20 protein-coding genes are annotated in these 17621 nt (G+C 38.7%); 19 read left to right on the top strand and 1 reads right to left on the bottom strand.

Annotated features, from left to right (window positions below):
• Positions 1–636: 636 nt before the first annotated feature.
• The 10 genes from MHI18_RS21985 to rsmI all read left to right on the top strand — a co-directional run bounded on the left by MHI18_RS21985 (position 637) and on the right by rsmI (position 7731).
• Complete coding sequence (locus MHI18_RS21985) at positions 637–831, top strand: sigma factor G inhibitor Gin (RefSeq protein ID WP_445670056.1); 195 nt, start codon at positions 637–639, stop codon at positions 829–831.
• Positions 832–953: 122 nt separating this feature from the next.
• Complete coding sequence (locus MHI18_RS21980) at positions 954–2375, top strand: aminotransferase class I/II-fold pyridoxal phosphate-dependent enzyme (RefSeq protein WP_340850511.1); 1422 nt, start codon at positions 954–956, stop codon at positions 2373–2375.
• A 60-nt stretch (positions 2376–2435) separates the two neighbouring features.
• Positions 2436–3071 carry a dTMP kinase gene (gene tmk, locus MHI18_RS21975; protein WP_340850510.1) on the top strand — a complete coding sequence of 212 codons (636 nt, stop codon included), beginning with the start codon at positions 2436–2438 and terminating at the stop codon, positions 3069–3071.
• Positions 3072–3175: 104 nt separating this feature from the next.
• A complete protein-coding gene (locus tag MHI18_RS21970; protein ID WP_340850509.1) occupies positions 3176–3505 on the top strand; it encodes a cyclic-di-AMP receptor in 330 nt (109 codons plus the stop codon).
• A gap of 79 nt (positions 3506–3584) precedes the next feature.
• Positions 3585–4571 (top strand): DNA polymerase III subunit delta', encoded by a 987-nt coding sequence (holB, locus tag MHI18_RS21965; protein ID WP_340850508.1) that lies wholly within the window; start codon positions 3585–3587, stop codon positions 4569–4571.
• Positions 4564–5391, top strand: a complete 828-nt coding sequence (locus MHI18_RS21960; RefSeq protein ID WP_340850507.1) for a PSP1 domain-containing protein — start codon at positions 4564–4566, stop codon at positions 5389–5391. The genes holB and MHI18_RS21960 overlap by 8 nt, the downstream gene beginning before the upstream one ends.
• 18 nt (positions 5392–5409) lie before the next feature.
• Positions 5410–5775, top strand: coding sequence for a DNA replication initiation control protein YabA (gene yabA, locus MHI18_RS21955; protein ID WP_340850506.1), 366 nt, complete (start codon positions 5410–5412; stop codon positions 5773–5775).
• A gap of 85 nt (positions 5776–5860) precedes the next feature.
• The gene (locus MHI18_RS21950; protein WP_340850505.1) at positions 5861–6601 is read left to right on the top strand and encodes a tRNA1(Val) (adenine(37)-N6)-methyltransferase; all 741 of its coding nucleotides are present in this window, start codon (positions 5861–5863) and stop codon (positions 6599–6601) included.
• Positions 6588–6845, top strand: coding sequence for a GIY-YIG nuclease family protein (locus MHI18_RS21945; protein ID WP_340850504.1), 258 nt, complete (start codon positions 6588–6590; stop codon positions 6843–6845). The genes MHI18_RS21950 and MHI18_RS21945 overlap by 14 nt, the downstream gene beginning before the upstream one ends.
• A 7-nt stretch (positions 6846–6852) precedes the next feature.
• A complete protein-coding gene (gene rsmI / locus MHI18_RS21940) occupies positions 6853–7731 on the top strand; it encodes a 16S rRNA (cytidine(1402)-2'-O)-methyltransferase (RefSeq protein ID WP_340850503.1) in 879 nt (292 codons plus the stop codon).
• Between the two features lie 44 nt (positions 7732–7775).
• Here the strand turns inward: rsmI and MHI18_RS21935 are convergent, their stop codons facing one another.
• Positions 7776–8057: an AbrB/MazE/SpoVT family DNA-binding domain-containing protein gene (locus MHI18_RS21935; RefSeq protein WP_340850502.1), complete on the bottom strand. Its 282-nt coding sequence runs from the start codon at positions 8055–8057 to the stop codon at positions 7776–7778.
• Between the two features lie 641 nt (positions 8058–8698).
• On the opposite strand from MHI18_RS21935, the gene metG reads away from it, so the two are divergent.
• From metG to ispE, 9 genes are all read left to right on the top strand, one after another.
• Positions 8699–10663, top strand: a complete 1965-nt coding sequence (metG, locus tag MHI18_RS21930) for a methionine--tRNA ligase (RefSeq protein WP_340850501.1) — start codon at positions 8699–8701, stop codon at positions 10661–10663.
• 145 nt (positions 10664–10808) lie between these two features.
• Positions 10809–11576 carry a TatD family hydrolase gene (locus tag MHI18_RS21925; protein WP_340850500.1) on the top strand — a complete coding sequence of 256 codons (768 nt, stop codon included), beginning with the start codon at positions 10809–10811 and terminating at the stop codon, positions 11574–11576.
• Between the two features lie 236 nt (positions 11577–11812).
• Positions 11813–12991 carry a ubiquitin-like domain-containing protein gene (locus tag MHI18_RS21920; protein ID WP_340850499.1) on the top strand — a complete coding sequence of 393 codons (1179 nt, stop codon included), beginning with the start codon at positions 11813–11815 and terminating at the stop codon, positions 12989–12991.
• 158 nt (positions 12992–13149) lie between these two features.
• Positions 13150–13713, top strand: coding sequence for a ribonuclease M5 (gene rnmV / locus MHI18_RS21915; RefSeq protein ID WP_340850498.1), 564 nt, complete (start codon positions 13150–13152; stop codon positions 13711–13713).
• Positions 13706–14584, top strand: a complete 879-nt coding sequence (gene rsmA, locus MHI18_RS21910; RefSeq protein ID WP_340850497.1) for a 16S rRNA (adenine(1518)-N(6)/adenine(1519)-N(6))-dimethyltransferase RsmA — start codon at positions 13706–13708, stop codon at positions 14582–14584. Before rnmV ends, rsmA begins: the two co-directional genes overlap by 8 nt.
• A 158-nt stretch (positions 14585–14742) precedes the next feature.
• On the top strand, positions 14743–15615 hold the full coding sequence (yabG, locus tag MHI18_RS21905; protein ID WP_340850496.1) for a sporulation peptidase YabG: 873 nt from the start codon (positions 14743–14745) through the stop codon (positions 15613–15615).
• Between the two features lie 237 nt (positions 15616–15852).
• Complete coding sequence (gene veg / locus MHI18_RS21900) at positions 15853–16104, top strand: biofilm formation stimulator Veg (protein WP_040374992.1); 252 nt, start codon at positions 15853–15855, stop codon at positions 16102–16104.
• A gap of 183 nt (positions 16105–16287) precedes the next feature.
• Positions 16288–16464 (top strand): protein sspF, encoded by a 177-nt coding sequence (locus MHI18_RS21895; protein ID WP_340850495.1) that lies wholly within the window; start codon positions 16288–16290, stop codon positions 16462–16464.
• Between the two features lie 264 nt (positions 16465–16728).
• Complete coding sequence (gene ispE, locus MHI18_RS21890) at positions 16729–17598, top strand: 4-(cytidine 5'-diphospho)-2-C-methyl-D-erythritol kinase (protein WP_340850494.1); 870 nt, start codon at positions 16729–16731, stop codon at positions 17596–17598.
• The last annotated feature ends 23 nt before the right edge of the window (positions 17599–17621 follow it).

The raw sequence follows: 17621 nt of genomic DNA, 5'->3' as shown, positions 1-17621 counted from the left end.
AACAGAAAGAGAAGATCAGCTGCATAGCTGGTCTTTTTTTGTGGCGTTTTTTAGAAGTTGATCAGGAAGTGTGGTACCCTGAGGGGTATTTTATACCTGAAAGTAGTGCCCAGACGGGAATACGGGGTATCTAGACGGGAATGTCGTGATCTCAGACGGGAATATATGAAGACCAGACGGGATTAATAGATAAAATACCCCCCGGGGAAAATTATTCATCAGTCTTCCTTAAAAGTGTATCTAAAGAAGTAGACCTGAAGAGTAGCGACCCATTTTCAAAAACCCTTAAAGCAATGATGCCTCGGGTACTTTGAAGCTGAAACTAGTACCCAGACGGGATTAATGAACGAACGGAATAGCCCCCATGACAAATCCAGAAGTCAGCATGTTTTCATACATGGAGGTCTCACTAAGCGACATCTTGTCTATAGATGAATCGATCTGATTTTGTATTATTCAGGAACAGTAAAAAAATACCCTTTTCCTAGGAAATAAAACTTATAGGGAGACATACACGATTGAAGAGGTAACATCATAGATTGATATAGGCTAAAAAACCAATTATTAATTAGAATATACTGAAAATAGTATACAATAGTTGGTTTATGGAAAGAATGGAGGGTACGGGAGGTGGAGATGTTGGATACAACAGCTGCTAAGCAATTGCCAGAGGAACTATGTGTGGTTTGTGACAGGTATAAAGAATATGGCATCCGTTTATATACATCATATCTTTGCATAGAATGTGAAAAAGAGATAATCTCTACAGAAACTTCAGATCCGAAATATAAGTATTATTTAGAACAACTTAAAAAAGTTACTTCTTCATAAAATGCCAGACGATGTTCTTACACTTAGGACATCGTTTTTTTATCTAATTTGTTACGTATACATCAGGCATTGCATCTGTTAGTTTGCTAAAATAAGGCTAGACGGATGACAGGGAGATTTAAATGAATCAAAACTATGCGCCAATCTATCAAGCGTTACTCGATCATAAAGAAAAAGGTACGGTTTCTTATCATGTACCGGGTCATAAAAACGGATATATTTTTGAAGAATCCGCTCAAGAGGTTTTTCAACAAATTTTAGAGATAGATGTGACTGAATTAAATGGCCTCGATGATTTACATGCAGCAGATGGTCCTATCCTTCATGCTGAAGAGCTGCTAGCAGATTTCTATCACGCTGCAAACAGTTACTTTTTGGTGAATGGGTCGACTAGCGGGAACTTAGCTATGATTATGGCTGTTTGTGAAGAAGGGGATACAGTTCTTGTGCAGCGTAATTGTCATAAATCAATTATCCATGCTTTAAGGCTTGCCAATGTAAACCCAGTATTTATTACACCGTCTTTCAATGAAGAATGGGGCGTAGCCGGTGGTGTTGAGACAGAACATATAAATAAAGCGGTTGATATGTACCCGAGCGCCCGTGCATTGATTCTGACGCATCCTACCTATTATGGGGAGGCGCAATCAATCAGAGGGGTTATTGAAGCTGCACATAATAAAGATATCCCAGTGCTGGTGGATCAAGCGCATGGGGCTCATTTTGGTCTGCCTGGGTTCCCAGAGAGTGCTGTTGAAGCCGGTGCAGATATAGTGGTACACTCAGCCCATAAAACACTTCCTGCAATGACAATGGGGTCTTATCTGCATGTTAATAGTAAGCGGGTAGATAAAGAGGAGCTTGACTATTATCTGCAGGTCTTTCAGTCAAGCAGTCCATCCTATCCTATTATGGCCTCACTAGATTTAGCTAGAGTCTACTTAGCTTCTTATAATCTTGCCGACACTGAACATCTTCTCTATTCTATTCAGAAATTTCGTGAGGGATTGAGTAGAATACCTGGGTTAAAGGTTATGGAAAGTGATGATAGCTTAAAAGTTACCCTTCGTTCTGAACAAATACCAGATGGTTTTCAATTTCAGACTGTACTTGAGAATTATGGGATTTATACAGAGCTGGCGGATACAGAAAATGTATTACTAGTCATCCCGCTGCTTAAAGCTAACATGGGATATCCTTTTACAGAAACTATTGATAAAATCAATCTTGCATTGAATGGGAAAGAGGCGGTCAAAAGGTCGGCCTCACTCCCTGACTTTTATAATGATCATCTTTTTAGTACACTCTCTTTGACCTACAAGGAGATGAAGAAGAGGCCGAAAAGGTCAGTCCCTTTTAAAGAGTCGGTGGGTTGTGTATCAGCAGAAATGATTATCCCTTATCCTCCTGGCATTCCGCTGATAATGGCTGGAGAAATGATCACAGCTGAAAAGATTGTCTATCTGGAGAAACTAAGAAGTAAAGGTGGACGATTCCATGGGGGGTCAGTGCTTTCCCAAGGCCTTTTATTGGTATATGGATAAACTCTTAAAAGACGAAATAATAGTGTATACTAATATGATATACACTGGAGGTAACGTGCAATGAAACAAGGAATATTTATAACAATAGAAGGTCCTGAAGGGGCTGGAAAAACTACCGTGTTAAAGCTTGTTGGAGAATCTCTTAAAAATCTAGGTTTAGATGTGGTGTTAACTAGAGAACCCGGGGGCATCCCAATAGCAGAACAAATAAGAGAAGTCATTTTAAATAAAGAAAATATAGCAATGGATGGCCGGACCGAGGCCTTATTATATGCAGCAGCTAGAAGGCAGCATCTAATTGAAAAAGTGGTGCCTGCACTAAATACAGGGAAGATTGTTTTGTGTGATCGTTTTATTGACAGTTCTTTGGCTTATCAAGGATATGCAAGAGGCCTAGGCATCGATGAAGTGTATTCAATTAACCAATTTGCTATTGAAGGGTTAATGCCTCAACTGACTATTTACTTCGATATCGAGCCTGCTGAGGGGCTAAAACGTATCAAAAAAAGCGGTATACGGGAAGTAAATCGATTGGATTTAGAAGAACTACAGTTTCACGAGAAAGTAAGAGACGGGTATAAAATGGCGATTGAACGCGAAAAAAGTCGTTTTTTTGTTGTTGATGCCAGCTTACCAATTGAAGAAGTAACAGAAGCAGTAAAAGAAAAAATACTATTCGTTTTAAAGAACAAATAAAATAGATTTCATGGTAAAATAAAGATAATTTTACCATGACCCCATAAGAAAATTGGTATAATAGATTACAGGTAAAAATTAGGATTGAACGGAGGATGATAAGAATGAAAATGATTATTGCCATTGTTCAAGATAAAGACAGCAACGGCTTGTTAAGTAAGTTGGTTGATAATAACTATAGAGCAACAAAGCTTGCCAGCACTGGAGGATTTTTAAAGTCCGGGAATACCACGTTTATGATTGGTACCGAGGATGAACGTGTAGATCACGCTTTAAAAATCATTAAGGATAACTGTGAGTCGCGTCAACAGCTCATTGCGCCAGTTACACCTATGTCCGGAAACGCTGATTCATATGTTCCATATCCCGTAGAAATCCAAGTGGGCGGAGCAGCAGTTTTTGTCTTACCAATTGAACAATTTCTTCAATTTTAAGATAGAAAGTAAGAAAGATATAATGGGTACTTTTAATTAAGATGTAAGTGAGTTGATTGTTTTGGTAACTTGGGAAGAAATGAGTGAGATACAACCGCAGATTACGACCATGCTGCAAAATAGTATGGTAAAGGGTCGTGTCGTCCATGCCTACCTTTTTGAAGGGGAAAAGGGGACAGGAAAGAAAGAGATGGGAATGCTTCTGGCAAAGGCTCTGCTTTGCCTGGACCCAACAGAAAGTCGTCTTCCATGTGAAAAATGCCGTAACTGCAAACGAATAGAGAATGGAAATCACCCGGATGTCCATGTACTTGAACCAGAGGGGCTGTCTATAAAAAAAGAACAGATTAAAAATCTTCAAGAGGAATTCTCGAAGAAGAGCGTTGAAGCGAACTTTAAAATTTACCTTATTGATAAAGCAGATAAAATGTCTGTACAAGCTGCAAATAGTCTTCTGAAATTCCTTGAAGAGCCGCCTAAAGACACAGCGGCCATTTTACTGACAGAACAAATGCAGCGTTTACTGCCAACTATCTTGTCCAGATGTCAGATTCTCTCATTCAAACCTTTATCGCGTACTCATTTGCAAAAAAAGCTGATGGATCAAGGGGTGACCGAACAGAATTCTTCCATAATATCTCATTTGACTCATAATTATGAAGAAGGAATGGCATTAAGTTCGGAGGAATGGTTTGCACAAGCCCAAAAAATAGTGGTAAGATTGTATGAAGTGATAAAATCAGATTCGCTGAAAGCATTATTATACTTACAGCAGGATTGGTTTTTACACTTTAAGGAAAGAGACCAGCTAGATAGAGGACTAGATTTGTTATTTCTTATTTATAAGGATTTACTATATATTCAGTTGGATAAGCGAAACCTGGTTGTTTTTCAAAATCAAATACAAGAATTGGAGTCTCACGCTCTCCATCTTTCTCAGAAACGCCTAGCCGATTATATGGGTGCGATTTTGGAAGCAAAAAGGAAGCTGCTTTCCAATACAAATCCACAACTGTTAATGGAACAGCTTGTGCTGAATTTGCAGGAGGGATCATCATTTGTATGATGTTGTAGGCGTACGCTTTAAAAAAGCGGGCAAAATATACTATTTTGATCCGGGTGAAATCAACATACCTAAGGACGAGTTTGTAATTGTCGAGACAGTTCGCGGAGTTGAATATGGTAAGGTAGTCACAGCCCGGAAACAAGTAGATGACCATGATGTTGTTCTGCCATTGAAGAAAGTACTGCGAGTAGCAGATGCAAAGGACAGGTTGATTGTAGAAGAAAATAAAGCTGCTGCAGCTGAAGCCTACGAAACTTGCTGTGTGAAAGTAGAAGAGCATCAACTTGATATGAAAATGGTTGATGTTGAATATACATTTGACCGAAATAAGGTCGTATTTTATTTTACAGCGGATGGCCGGGTCGATTTTCGAGATTTAGTAAAAGATCTTGCGTCAATCTTCCGAACTCGTATAGAACTTCGTCAAATCGGTGTTCGAGATGAAGCTAAGATGCTTGGGGGAATTGGTCCATGCGGCAGGATGCTGTGCTGTTCTACATTTTTAGGTGATTTTGAGCCGGTATCAATCAAAATGGCGAAAGATCAAAATCTATCGCTGAATCCAACGAAGATATCCGGTTTATGCGGACGTTTGATGTGCTGTTTGAAATATGAAAATGAAGAGTATGAAATTTCAAAAGAAATGCTTCCAGACATAGGTGAGGTAATTAGTACACCTAATGGAAAAGGCAAGGTAGTGGGGCTAAATATTCTAGAACGAGTGCTCCAGGTTGATTTAGTCGGGCAGGACCGAGTATTAGAGTATACGTTAGATGAGATTCTAAACGAGGGAGCCGTTTCTATTCAAGCCACAGATTGATTAAGGTGGTGGGAGAGCGTGGATAAAAAAGAAATTTTTGAGTCAGTTACAAATATGGAGGCTCAAATTGGTCAATTATACACTCAACTTGGCGAATTAAAGCAGCATTTAGCAGAAGTGCTGGAAGAAAATCAGGGATTAAAGATTGAAAATGAACATTTAAGATCTCGATTTGGCACTGTTACACAAAAAAACATAAAAGAAAAAGGTAAAACTAAGAACCCGAAAGCCGAAAGCATAGATAAGGCTTTGGACATAGGGGAAGGTTACGATAATTTGGCCCGTATCTATCAAGAGGGCTTCCATATTTGTAATCTTCACTTTGGTAGTCTTCGTAAAGAAGGCGATTGTCTTTTCTGTTTATCTTTTTTAAATAAAAAATAAAATGAGGCCTTTCCCTTTTAAGGGAAGGCTTTTTCTTAAGAATAGATATTCATTGTAAATAGTACATCATAGAGGAGGCGAGAGAGTGGTTGAATTAGTTGGAGATGAACGTCTGGACTACCTCTTAGCAGAACAAATGAGAATTATCCAGAGTCCGTCTGTTTTTTCTTTTTCATTAGATGCCGTTTTATTATCAAAATTCGTCAGTGTTCCAATACAAAAAGGAAAAATAGTCGATTTATGTTCAGGAAATGGAGTTATTCCACTGTTATTGAGTACGAGGACAAAAGGTAATATTATAGGTGTAGAGATACAAGAGCGGTTATTTAATATGGCAGAACGCAGTATTCGCTATAACAAACTTGAAGAACAAATTAGCATGCGTCATAGTGATATAAAAGATATCGCTAAGGAAATTGGGTATAGCAAGTATGATGTTGTGACGTGCAACCCCCCTTATTTCCCAACGCCATCGCAGGAAGAGATAAATAAAAATGAGCATTTTGCAATTGCTCGTCATGAAATCCTTTGTTCATTAGAAGATGTAGTTCAGACGAGTTCAAAGCTTCTTAGACAGGGCGGAAAAGCAGCGTTTGTTCATCGCCCAGGCAGGCTGATGGACATCCTGAGTTCAATGAGAGCAAATCGAATCGAACCCAAGCGTATTCAATTTGTTTATCCTAAACCCGGAAAAGAAGCGAATATGCTGTTAATTGAAGGGATTAAAGATGGAAGTCCAGATTTGAAAGTCCTGCCCCCATTATTTGTGTATGATGGTCAGGAATATACACCTGAAGTAAAAAGGATTTTATATGGAGAAGAATGAACATTTTTTTTATGTATTGAAATGTAGAGATCATACTTATTATGCTGGATACACGAATAATGTCAGCAAACGAGTAAGAGTTCATAACGAAGGCAAGGGAGCAAAATATACCCGCGGACGTACGCCGGTTGAACTCGTTCATGTTGAAGGATTTCCAACAAAAACAGAAGCAATGCAAGCTGAGTATCGATTTAAACAATTATCGAGAATCCAAAAAGAAAAAATTATTTTGAAGGAGAAGTGACCTAGAGATGCAGCAGCAGAAGAGTTTCGCTAAAGAAGGAGCCGAGCCGGCGTTATATTTAGTCCCCACACCAATTGGCAACTTGGAGGATATGAGTTTTCGGGCGTTGCGTATTTTAAAAGAAGCAGACGTGATTGCTGCTGAGGATACAAGAAATACACGAAAGCTTTGTAACTATTTCGAAATTGAGACACCGGTTATCAGCTACCATGAACATAACAAAGAAACGAGTGGAAGACAGATTATTGAGCAGCTGCAACGCGGACAGGTTGTTGCACTCGTCAGTGATGCAGGGATGCCGACTATATCAGATCCAGGCTATCGTCTTGTTCAGGATGCGATTGAAGAAAACATAACCGTAATCCCGCTGCCAGGAGCCAATGCGGCATTGACGGCTTTAATTGCCTCTGGTATAGCACCTCAACCCTTTTACTTTTATGGATTTTTACAACGCAGTTCAAAGGATAAAAAGAAAGAGCTTGAAAAACTGAAAAAAATTGAGTCCACTTGGATTCTCTATGAATCACCGCATCGTTTAAAAGACACCTTAAAAAGTATGCTTGATGTACTAGGTGACAGGAAAATTGTTCTTTGCCGAGAACTGACAAAGAAATTCGAGGAATTTATTCGTGGCACGTTGAGCGAATGTTTAAATTGGGCTGTTGAAAATGAGATAAGAGGGGAATTTTGTCTCATTATTGAGGGAGCTTCAGAGCAAGAAGAATCTGCAGAAAGCCTCTGGTGGGAAGGCCTGGAGATTAACGAGCATGTTCAGCACTATATCGACCAAAAGGATTTGCAAACTAAAGATGCCATTAAACAAACAGCGGTTGATCGTGATGTGCCAAAGAGGGACATTTATCAAGCGTACCATGTAGACGAATAAGTAAAAAGGCCGATTCCAAAGTAGGAATCGGCCTATACTGTTTATTATTTTGTAACAAAGTTTTCTTGGATTTCTTTGATCAATGTTTCTGCACCTTCACGGCTAAGGATTAGTTTTCCTCCAGCTAGTGTTAGGTTATTATCAGATACTTCACCTGTAACTTGGCAAGTCATGTTAGGCTTGTATTTTTTTAAGATAATTTTTTCTTCATCAACATAAATTTCTAATGCGTCTTTTTCAGCGATGCCTAAAGTACGACGTAGTTCGATTGGAATAACCACCCGTCCTAATTCGTCAACTTTACGTACGATTCCTGTAGATTTCATAATTTTAAATCTCCTCTCAGAATAATCTAGACCCTTTATCTCTATCTTTTTCGTCATTATTCGACAATATTTTTTATAAATATAATAATACCAGCCATTCCCAAATGCGTCAATGATTTATTTCTAATGTTTTTTAAAAATGAAATATAGGAGTGTAAATGCGGTTATATCAAGGGTTTTAATCTGTGTATAGGTTATGTCGAAGGGAAAGAACTGAAGGGGTTAACTATGTATACTGTATACATAATCATCGAATAGCCAATAAACTAAAAGAATAATCGACAAAATAAGACAAAAATCAACATTCATAAAAATTAATGATTGTTTTTATAGTATACGACTAAATGACAATAAGTTACAAAATATTAGTCTCAGATTGTTAAATAATGAGCAATTAGATGGAGAAGGTATAAATTATTGATAAAGGAGGTAATCCTTTAGGTAGGTTATAAATAAGAAAATGTCTTACAATAGAAAGTAGTTGTAGAGCAGTGATTGTCTAGATGAAATGATAATAATTTGCGATGATTTATATTCGCTCTTACTATAGATAAGGTAAAATAGGAATAGTAGTATGTAAAATGGATGCAGTAGTTGATTCTTTCATTTTTACATCAATGATTTTAGGAGGGAAAACACACATGCAAGATAAATTAAACACCTTTTATATTACCACCCCGATTTATTATCCAAGCGGAAATTTACATATAGGACATGCATATACGACAGTAGCTGGAGACGCTATGGCTCGCTATAAGCGTATGCGTGGATTTGATGTTATGTATTTAACAGGAACGGATGAACATGGTCAGAAGATACAACGTAAAGCAGCTGAGGACGGTGTTACTCCTCAAGCGTATGTTGATAATATTGTGGATGGCATTAAAGTGCTTTGGGATAAGTTAGATATTTCTTATGATGATTTCATTAGAACGACAGAAACTCGTCATAAAAAAGTGGTTGAAAAGATTTTTAAACAGCTGCTTGATCAAGGAGATATCTATTTAGATCAATATGAGGGCTGGTATTGTACGCCGTGTGAATCTTTCTTCACTGACCGGCAAGTTGAAAAAGGCAATTGTCCAGATTGCGGAAGATCTGTAGAGAAAGTAAAAGAAGAATCATACTTCTTTAGAATGAGTAAATATGTAGACCGTCTGCTGGCGTTCTATGAGGCTAATCCTGAGTTTATACAGCCTGAGTCTCGTAAAAATGAAATGATCAATAACTTTATCAAGCCTGGGCTGGAAGATTTAGCTGTATCGAGGACAACCTTCGATTGGGGTGTGAAGGTCCCAGGGAATCCGGAACATGTTATATATGTCTGGATTGATGCATTATCTAACTATATTACCGCTCTGGGCTATGGTACTGATGATGATTCTAAATACTTAAACTACTGGCCTGCAAGTGTGCACTTGGTTGGGAAGGAAATTGTTCGTTTCCATACGATTTATTGGCCGATTATGTTAATGGCATTAGACCTTCCATTACCTAAAAAGGTATTTGCTCATGGTTGGTTATTAATGAAGGATGGGAAAATGTCAAAATCAAAAGGAAATGTGGTCGATCCCGTAACTCTCATTGATCGTTATGGACTTGATGCACTTCGTTACTACCTGCTTCGTGAGGTTCCATTCGGTTCTGACGGAGTCTTTACTCCTGAAGGTTTTGTAGAACGTATTAATTTTGATTTAGCCAATGATTTAGGCAACCTGTTGAACCGTACCGTTGCAATGATTGATAAGTATTTTGACGGGGTTATTCCTGTTTATACAGGTTCAAACAGTACATTTGACCAGTCCTTGCTGCAATTAAATCAAGAGACCATCAAAAAGTATGAAGATGCTATGGAAAATATGGAGTTTTCAATTGCACTTTCTACGATTTGGCAGCTTGTCAGCAGAACAAACAAATATATCGATGAAACACAGCCTTGGGCATTAGCTAAGGATGATGCTAAGCGGGAAGAGCTTGGGACAGTAATGGTTCACCTGGCAGAGTCGCTGCGCAGAATCGCTATTCTTCTTAAACCATTCTTGACAAAAACTCCAGAAAAGATATTTGCTCAGTTAAATATTACGGATGATTTGCTGAAAACATGGGAGAGTTTAGAGGAATTTGGACAAATACCTGCTGATACAAAAGTAGCTAAGGGGAATCCAATTTTCCCTCGTCTTGAGATGCAAGAAGAGATTGAGTATATTAAGAAACAAATGCAAGGCAATGAGCCTGAAGTCGAAGAGAAGAAAGAATCGGTTATTGAAGAAATTCCTGAGGTAGATGAGATTACGATTGATGATTTCATGAAGGTTGAACTGCGCGTGGCGGAAGTACTAGAAGTGGAACCTGTAAAAAAAGCGGATAAACTTCTTAAACTTCAGTTGGATCTTGGTTATGAAAAACGTCAAGTTGTTTCTGGAATTGCCCAATACTATAAGCCGGAAGAATTGGTAGGAAAAAAGGTAATCTGTGTAACAAATTTAAAACCAGTTAAACTTCGCGGTGAGCTTTCGCAAGGAATGATTTTAGCGGGTAGTTCAGATGGAAAACTATCTGTAGCAACAGTGGATAATTCGCTTCCTAATGGGGCAAAAGTTAAATAAGGAAAGTATAAAAAAGCATAAGAATGTTTCATAAGAAACATTTTTATGCTTTTTTAATGTTTCAACTGTCATCAAATTGATATATAAATGTGAAACATGAAGGCAGCTGCCTTTTAATAGACTTAAATGAGAAAGGAAGAAATAGATGTTATTTGATACACATGTGCATTTAAACGATGATCAATTTAAAGAGGATATTGAAGAGGTTATTAAACGAGCTCAGGAAGCTGGAGTTTCAAACATGGTTGTGGTCGGTTTTGATCGCGCCACGATTATGAGGGCAATGGAATTAATAGAGAAATATGATTTTATTTATGCCTCAATCGGGTGGCATCCCGTTGATGCAATAGACATGCTTGATGAGGATTTAGCTTGGATTGAAGAGCTATCGTCTCATCCGAAGGTCGTTGCAATAGGAGAAATGGGGTTAGATTATCACTGGGATAAATCACCTAGGGATATTCAGAAAGAGGTCTTTAGAAAACAAATTCGTCTAGCAAAAAAGGTGAATCTGCCGATTGTCATTCATAATAGAGAGGCAACCGCTGATATTGTAGACATTCTAAAAGAGGAACATGCCGAAGCTGTCGGGGGCATTATGCACTGTTATAGCGGCAGTCCAGAAGTAGCGAAAGAATGCCTGGATATGAACTTCTATATTTCTTTAGGAGGACCAGTCACCTTTAAAAATGCAAAAAAACCAAAAGAGGTTGCCGTAGAGGTTCCCCTTGATAAACTATTGATTGAAACGGATTGTCCATATCTTGCCCCGCACCCTTATCGGGGAAAACGTAATGAACCTGCCTATGTAAAATTAGTAGCCGAACAAATTGCTGAATTAAAAGGGTTGACGTTTGAAGAAGTGGCTGTTGCAACTAACCAAAATGCAAGGAAACTATTCGGCATTAACTGACAACATTTCTTGTCAGTTAAACACTAAGGTTGTCCGGGCGGACGGTATCCCCGTCCGTTCTACAAAACCTTCTCTTTTGGTAGAATAATGCTGTCGATAAGTCTTTCTTTTCAATAGTTAGGAGAGTGTGCATAATAGGAATTACTTTCCAAACTAGGTGTGAATAGGTTGACATCTCGGTATTTGTCTCTATATAATCACCGAGAGAAGGAGGAGTTTTCATTATTTTAGAAACTATGAAAAACCTAATTCCCAAGTCTTTTGGGAGAAAAAGAAGAGTTGTTGCGATCAGTTTGACAATTACGGTTGCTGCTGCCCTAGGAATACTAATTTATCAAGGAACAAAACATACGGTTTTATTAACATTGAACGGCCAGACTCAAACGGTGTCAACACATGCTCGTACTGTACATGATATGTTAAAAGAATTAGAGATTACCGTTCAAGCTGAGGACTACCTGCATCCTTCCAAAGAAAGTGAAGTCAATAATAACTTGGCTGTTACTTGGGAAAAAGCAAAGCCTGTCCATATTGACCTGAACGATGAAAAAAAGGAAATCATGACTACGGCTAAAACAGTTGAAGAACTATTACACATGCAGAAGATTGATATTACGAAGTGGGATAAAGTGAATCCATCTTTGGAAACAGAGCTGCAGGAAAACATGAAGATTGCTATCGAAAAAGCCTTTCCACTAAAGTTGGAAGTAGGCGGTATTGAAAAGCAAGTGTGGTCGACTTCGACTACGGTCGCTGACTTTTTAAAACAACAAGATGTAAAGCTCAATAAATGGGATCGAGTTGAGCCGAAATTATCGGAAAAAGTTCAAGCAAAGAACAAAATTACCGTCATTCGCGTTGAAAAAGTCACCGATGTAGTTGAAGAACCAGTTCAGTTTGCTGTAATTACAAAAGAAGATGAGAACATGGATAAGGGAAAAAAGAAAATCTTAGCCAATGGCAAAGATGGTCTCGTTTCCAGGCAATATGAAGTAGTAAAAGAAAATGGTAAAGAAGTCAAACGGTCACTCGTTTCAGAGGCGGTTCGTACCAAAAAGAAGGATAAAGTGGTCGCTGTAGGAACGAAAAGAAAGATTACACAAGTATCACATGAGTCGAATGAAGGAAAAGTTCTATATGTGTCATCAACGGCCTATACAGCGAGCTGTAATGGTTGTTCGGGAAGAACGGCAACAGGTATTAATCTTAAACAAAATCCGGGAGCGAAGGTCATTGCGGTTGATCCAAGAGTCATTCCGCTTGGTTCCAAGGTTTATGTTGAAGGTTATGGCTATGCGATTGCTGGTGATAAGGGCGGAGCAATTAAAGGGAATAAAATTGATGTTTTCTTTGCTTCTAAATCAGACGCCTATCGCTGGGGTGTCAAAAAAGTTAAGATTAGAGTAGTAAATTAAATTTAGAAGTGGGAGATTGTCTATCTCCTGCTTTTTTGCGTTATAATGGTACGTACAACAATGGACATAGTAATAGAATAAGCGACCGCCGATTAAAAAGGCTCTAAGAATAATGACGATCGTATGAATGAATCAGGTTCATTCATTTGGAGGGTATTATGGATAAAATTAAAGAAATCATAGTCGTGGAAGGTAAAGACGACACAGTAGCTATCAATAGAGCAGTTATCGCTGATACCATTGAAACAAATGGGTCAGCTATTAATGAATCTGTATTGCAGCAAATACAGCACGCCCAGGATACACGTGGTGTGATTGTGCTTACTGATCCTGATTTCCCTGGTCAGAAAATCAGAGGTATCATCACTGAACGGGTTCCAGGATGCAAGCATGCGTTTATTACAAAAAAAGAAGGTCAGCCAAAATCCGGCCGAGGTGTTGGAGTAGAGCATGCTAGTCCTGCGGTCATTAGGAAGGCCTTGGAAGGTGCTCAAATCACAAACGAACAAGCTGTAGAAGAAATTTCTCTGCAGGACCTTGTTGATGCGGGTCTTATTGGCGGCAAAGGTGCTAGAGAAAGAAGAGAACAGATTGGGCAAATACTGAAGATTGGCTTTACCAATGGTAAGCAATTATATAAACGGTTGAAAATGTTCCAAATCACACAAGAAAAATTTGCAGAGGCAGTCACGCAGGTTAAACAGGAGGAAAAAGATGCATAAAGATATCGCAACCCCGCTTCGGACAAAGGAAATACTAAAAAAATACGGATTTTCCTTTAAGAAAAGCCTTGGCCAAAACTTTTTAATTGATACGAATATTTTAAAAAGAATTGTCGAGCATGCTGATTTGACAGAAGAAAGTGGAGCAATAGAAATTGGACCCGGCATCGGTGCACTGACGGAACAGCTTGCAAAAGTTAGTAAAAAGGTAGCTGCATTTGAAATTGATCAACGATTAATGCCTATCTTAGCAGATACACTTTCACCTTATGACAATGTGGCTATCATCTATGAGGATATCTTAAAAGCTAACGTGGAGCAGGCCATTGAGGAACATTTTAATGGGATCGATGATTTAATGGTTGTGGCGAACCTGCCATATTATGTGACAACACCAATTATTCTAAAATTATTAAACGAAAATCTGCGTATACGAGGTATCGTTTGTATGCTTCAAAAAGAAGTTGCAGCACGCATATCGGCACGTCCAGGTACGAAAGAATACGGTTCCCTTTCCATTGCAATTCAGTACTATACAGAGGCTGAAATGGTTATGATTGTTCCGAAAACGGTCTTTATGCCGCAGCCAAATGTAGATTCGGCAGTCATTAGATTGACTAAACGTGCAAAACCAGCTGTGGAAGTAAAGGATGAAGAATTTTTCTTTACTGTGACTAGATCATGCTTTGCGCAGAGAAGAAAGACGATTCTTAATAACTTAACCAGTCAGCTTCCTGAGGGAAAAGCAAAAAAAGAGCAGATCTTACAGGCTCTTGAACAAGCAGGTGTCGATCCTTCTCGTCGAGGAGAAACATTGACTATTGCTGAATTTGGACTCCTGAGTGATGCATTATTACCGACATTTAAATAGATATACCAAAAACAGGCTGTTCTCGGTTTTCCGAAACAGCCTGTTTTTTTTTATGTTGAAAGGATGATTCATATTAGTTAAGAAGAAGGGATATCACCATTAAGCGGAGTGATGCATACCTTAACATGTAAAAGACGCTAGGAGGCGGGGCAGTTAATATGAATATCCATGACATCGTTGGCCGCAAGTCTTATCACTGTGACATTATCTTTCGCATTATTGATATCCGTGAGCAGGATGGAAAAACGGAAGCAATTTTGTTTGGAGAAGATATGAGACTAATAGCGGACGCCCCATTTGATGATTTACTAGCCTTAGATGAGAAAGAGCGTGAATACCGCCATAAAAACGATGAGGTTCTGCAAGAACAATCATTGTTGTTACTCTCTCAGGATCAAGAATTACAGAAACAGAAAAGTGAATATGAAGCCAGCGATGGATACCGCTATACTGGAGACTATTTTCAAATCCCTGGTCGTGTGCTTCATGTGGACGGAGATGCTGTCTATCTGCAAAAATGTATGGATATGTATGAAAAAATCGGAATTCCAGTTCATGGTGTTTATTGTAACGAAAAAGAAATGCCGTTAATGATTGGAGAATTACTTGATAAATATCGTCCAGATGTTTTGGTTATCACTGGGCACGATTCATACTCGAAGGCAAAGGGTTCTGTTTTTGATATCAATGCCTATCGTCATTCAATCCATTTTGTTCAAGCTGTACGAGAAGCTCGAAAGAAAGTTCCTCATCTAGACCAACTTGTCATTTTTGCCGGCGCGTGTCAGTCACATTTTGAATCCATTATTCAAGCAGGAGCAAATTTTGCCAGCTCTCCATCACGAGTCAATATCCATGCTCTAGATCCAGTTTACATCGTTGCAAAATTAAGTTTCACACCTTATTCCGAACATATCCGTGTATGGGATGTGCTGCGAAATACATTGAGCGGCGAAAAAGGGTTAGGAGGGATTGAAACGAAAGGTTTGCTGCGTACAGGGATGCCTTATAATCAAGTTCCTGATGTATAAACGCTGCATTTTTCCTGTATGCAGCGTTTTAAGTACAATAGAAATTGCAGTAAACAGCCTGCGGAAAAATGGATACATATTTACAAACGATTAAGTTGATACTAATTTTGTAGAAAATTTGCGTACTTTGCGCAAAAAAATCATTGACAAACAATTTTATTTGCTGATATAATTTATCATTTTGTTTGCGTTTTAAAAGAATGTGTGTTATACTAAAATTAGTGAGGTGAACCGAAAATGCCAAAAACTTTAGCTGATATTAAGCATGCACTAGATTCAAACTTGGGAAAACGGTTGCTCTTGAAAGCCAACGGCGGAAGAAGAAAAACCGTCGAACGTTTCGGAACGTTATCGGAAACCTATCCTGCAGTCTTCGTTATTGAACTGGACCAGGATGAAAATGCGTTTGAAAGAGTATCATACAGCTATGCAGATGTATTAACGGAAACCGTACAACTTACATTCTTGAATAAGCAGCAGGAGATTTAAGCTTTAGAGTAAAGCAGCTAACTTGGTTAGCTGCTTTTTTAATTGGTATTATAATATTTACTATTTGTGGTTAAAATTAGGTTATACTATCTATTTTTCCTCAATAGGTGGATTTACCCGTTCATGATTAGATGAGTCATACAAATACTAACTATGTACAGTATGGGGAAGGGGTTGGTCAATTTGGGCAGAAGAAAAGGCATAATGACAGAAGGGTTCAAAGAAGAGCTTGCGAAGGAATTAGGCTTTTATGATGTCGTCCAAAGAGAAGGCTGGGGAGGTATACGGGCTGTTGACGCAGGAAATATGGTGAAGCTTGCTGTTGAAAAAGCACAGAGACAAATGAGCGACAAAAGATAATAGTCCGTAACGATCTAGTAACCATACAATTAAACCATGCTGTACACGCATAAATGGCCGGATTCCTTTTACGCACATTGGCTTGTCAGCCGATGGACTAAAGGAATCTGGCTTTTCTATGTTTTTGCTATATCAGGATTTTAGAATCAAATTATTACGTTAAACCCCTTTGGGTTTGAATATACAATGAAAAAACCTTTAGAATAAGTGCAAATATGATAAAATAAGACAAGAACTTTCAAGAACGTAAAGTAGGTGGAAATATTGAAGCTTATGGAGAAAGCCCCAGCTAAGATAAATTTGGCGCTGGATGTCCTTTTTAAGCGGCCTGATGGATACCATGAGGTGGAGATGGTTATGACGACGGTCGACCTTGCGGATAGAATTGAGCTGAAAGAAATCCGTGGTAATCAGATTGAGATTCTTTCACATAATCGATTTGTTCCAGATGATCAACGAAATCTAGCTTATCAAGCGGCTTATTTATTAAAAGAACGATTTGGCATAAATCAAGGTGTATCGATCGGTATTGAAAAAAATGTTCCTGTTGCAGCGGGTTTAGCTGGAGGAAGCAGCGATGCAGCTGCCACATTGAGAGGATTAAATAGACTATGGAAGCTTAATTTATCTCTTGATGAGCTGGCAGTACTCGGAGCTGAGATTGGATCGGATGTGTCGTTTTGTGTCTATGGAGGCACAGCTCTTGCACAAGGAAGAGGCGAGATAATTACACACTTGCCTGTTCCTCCTAAATGTTGGGTGATTTTAGCGAAACCAACACTCGGTGTATCTACTGCAGACGTATACAAGAGGTTACAGCTATCTCAAATGACCCATCCTAATGTCAAAGGCATGATAGGGGCATTAGAAGAGGGGAATTACGCAAATGTATGCAGCGGCCTTGGAAATGTTCTTGAAGATGTTACGCTCCCTTTATATCCAGAGGTAGCTAATATTAAAGAGCAGATGAGAACCTTTGGTGCAGATGCTGTCTTAATGAGCGGCAGCGGCCCTACTGTTTTTGGGTTGGTCGAGCATGAGTCAAGAATGCAGCGGATTTATAATGGGTTAAGAGGATTTTGTGATCAAGTCTATGCGGTTAGAATGCTTGGTGACCGTAATACCATTGAATAAAGACGGATAATAGTGGTATAGTA

Source organism: Peribacillus sp. FSL H8-0477 (assembly GCF_038002765.1).
GTDB lineage: Bacteria > Bacillota > Bacilli > Bacillales > DSM-1321 > Peribacillus.
The sequence above is the reverse complement of the archived record's forward strand: the minus strand, read 5'-3'. Positions and strand labels throughout refer to the sequence as shown.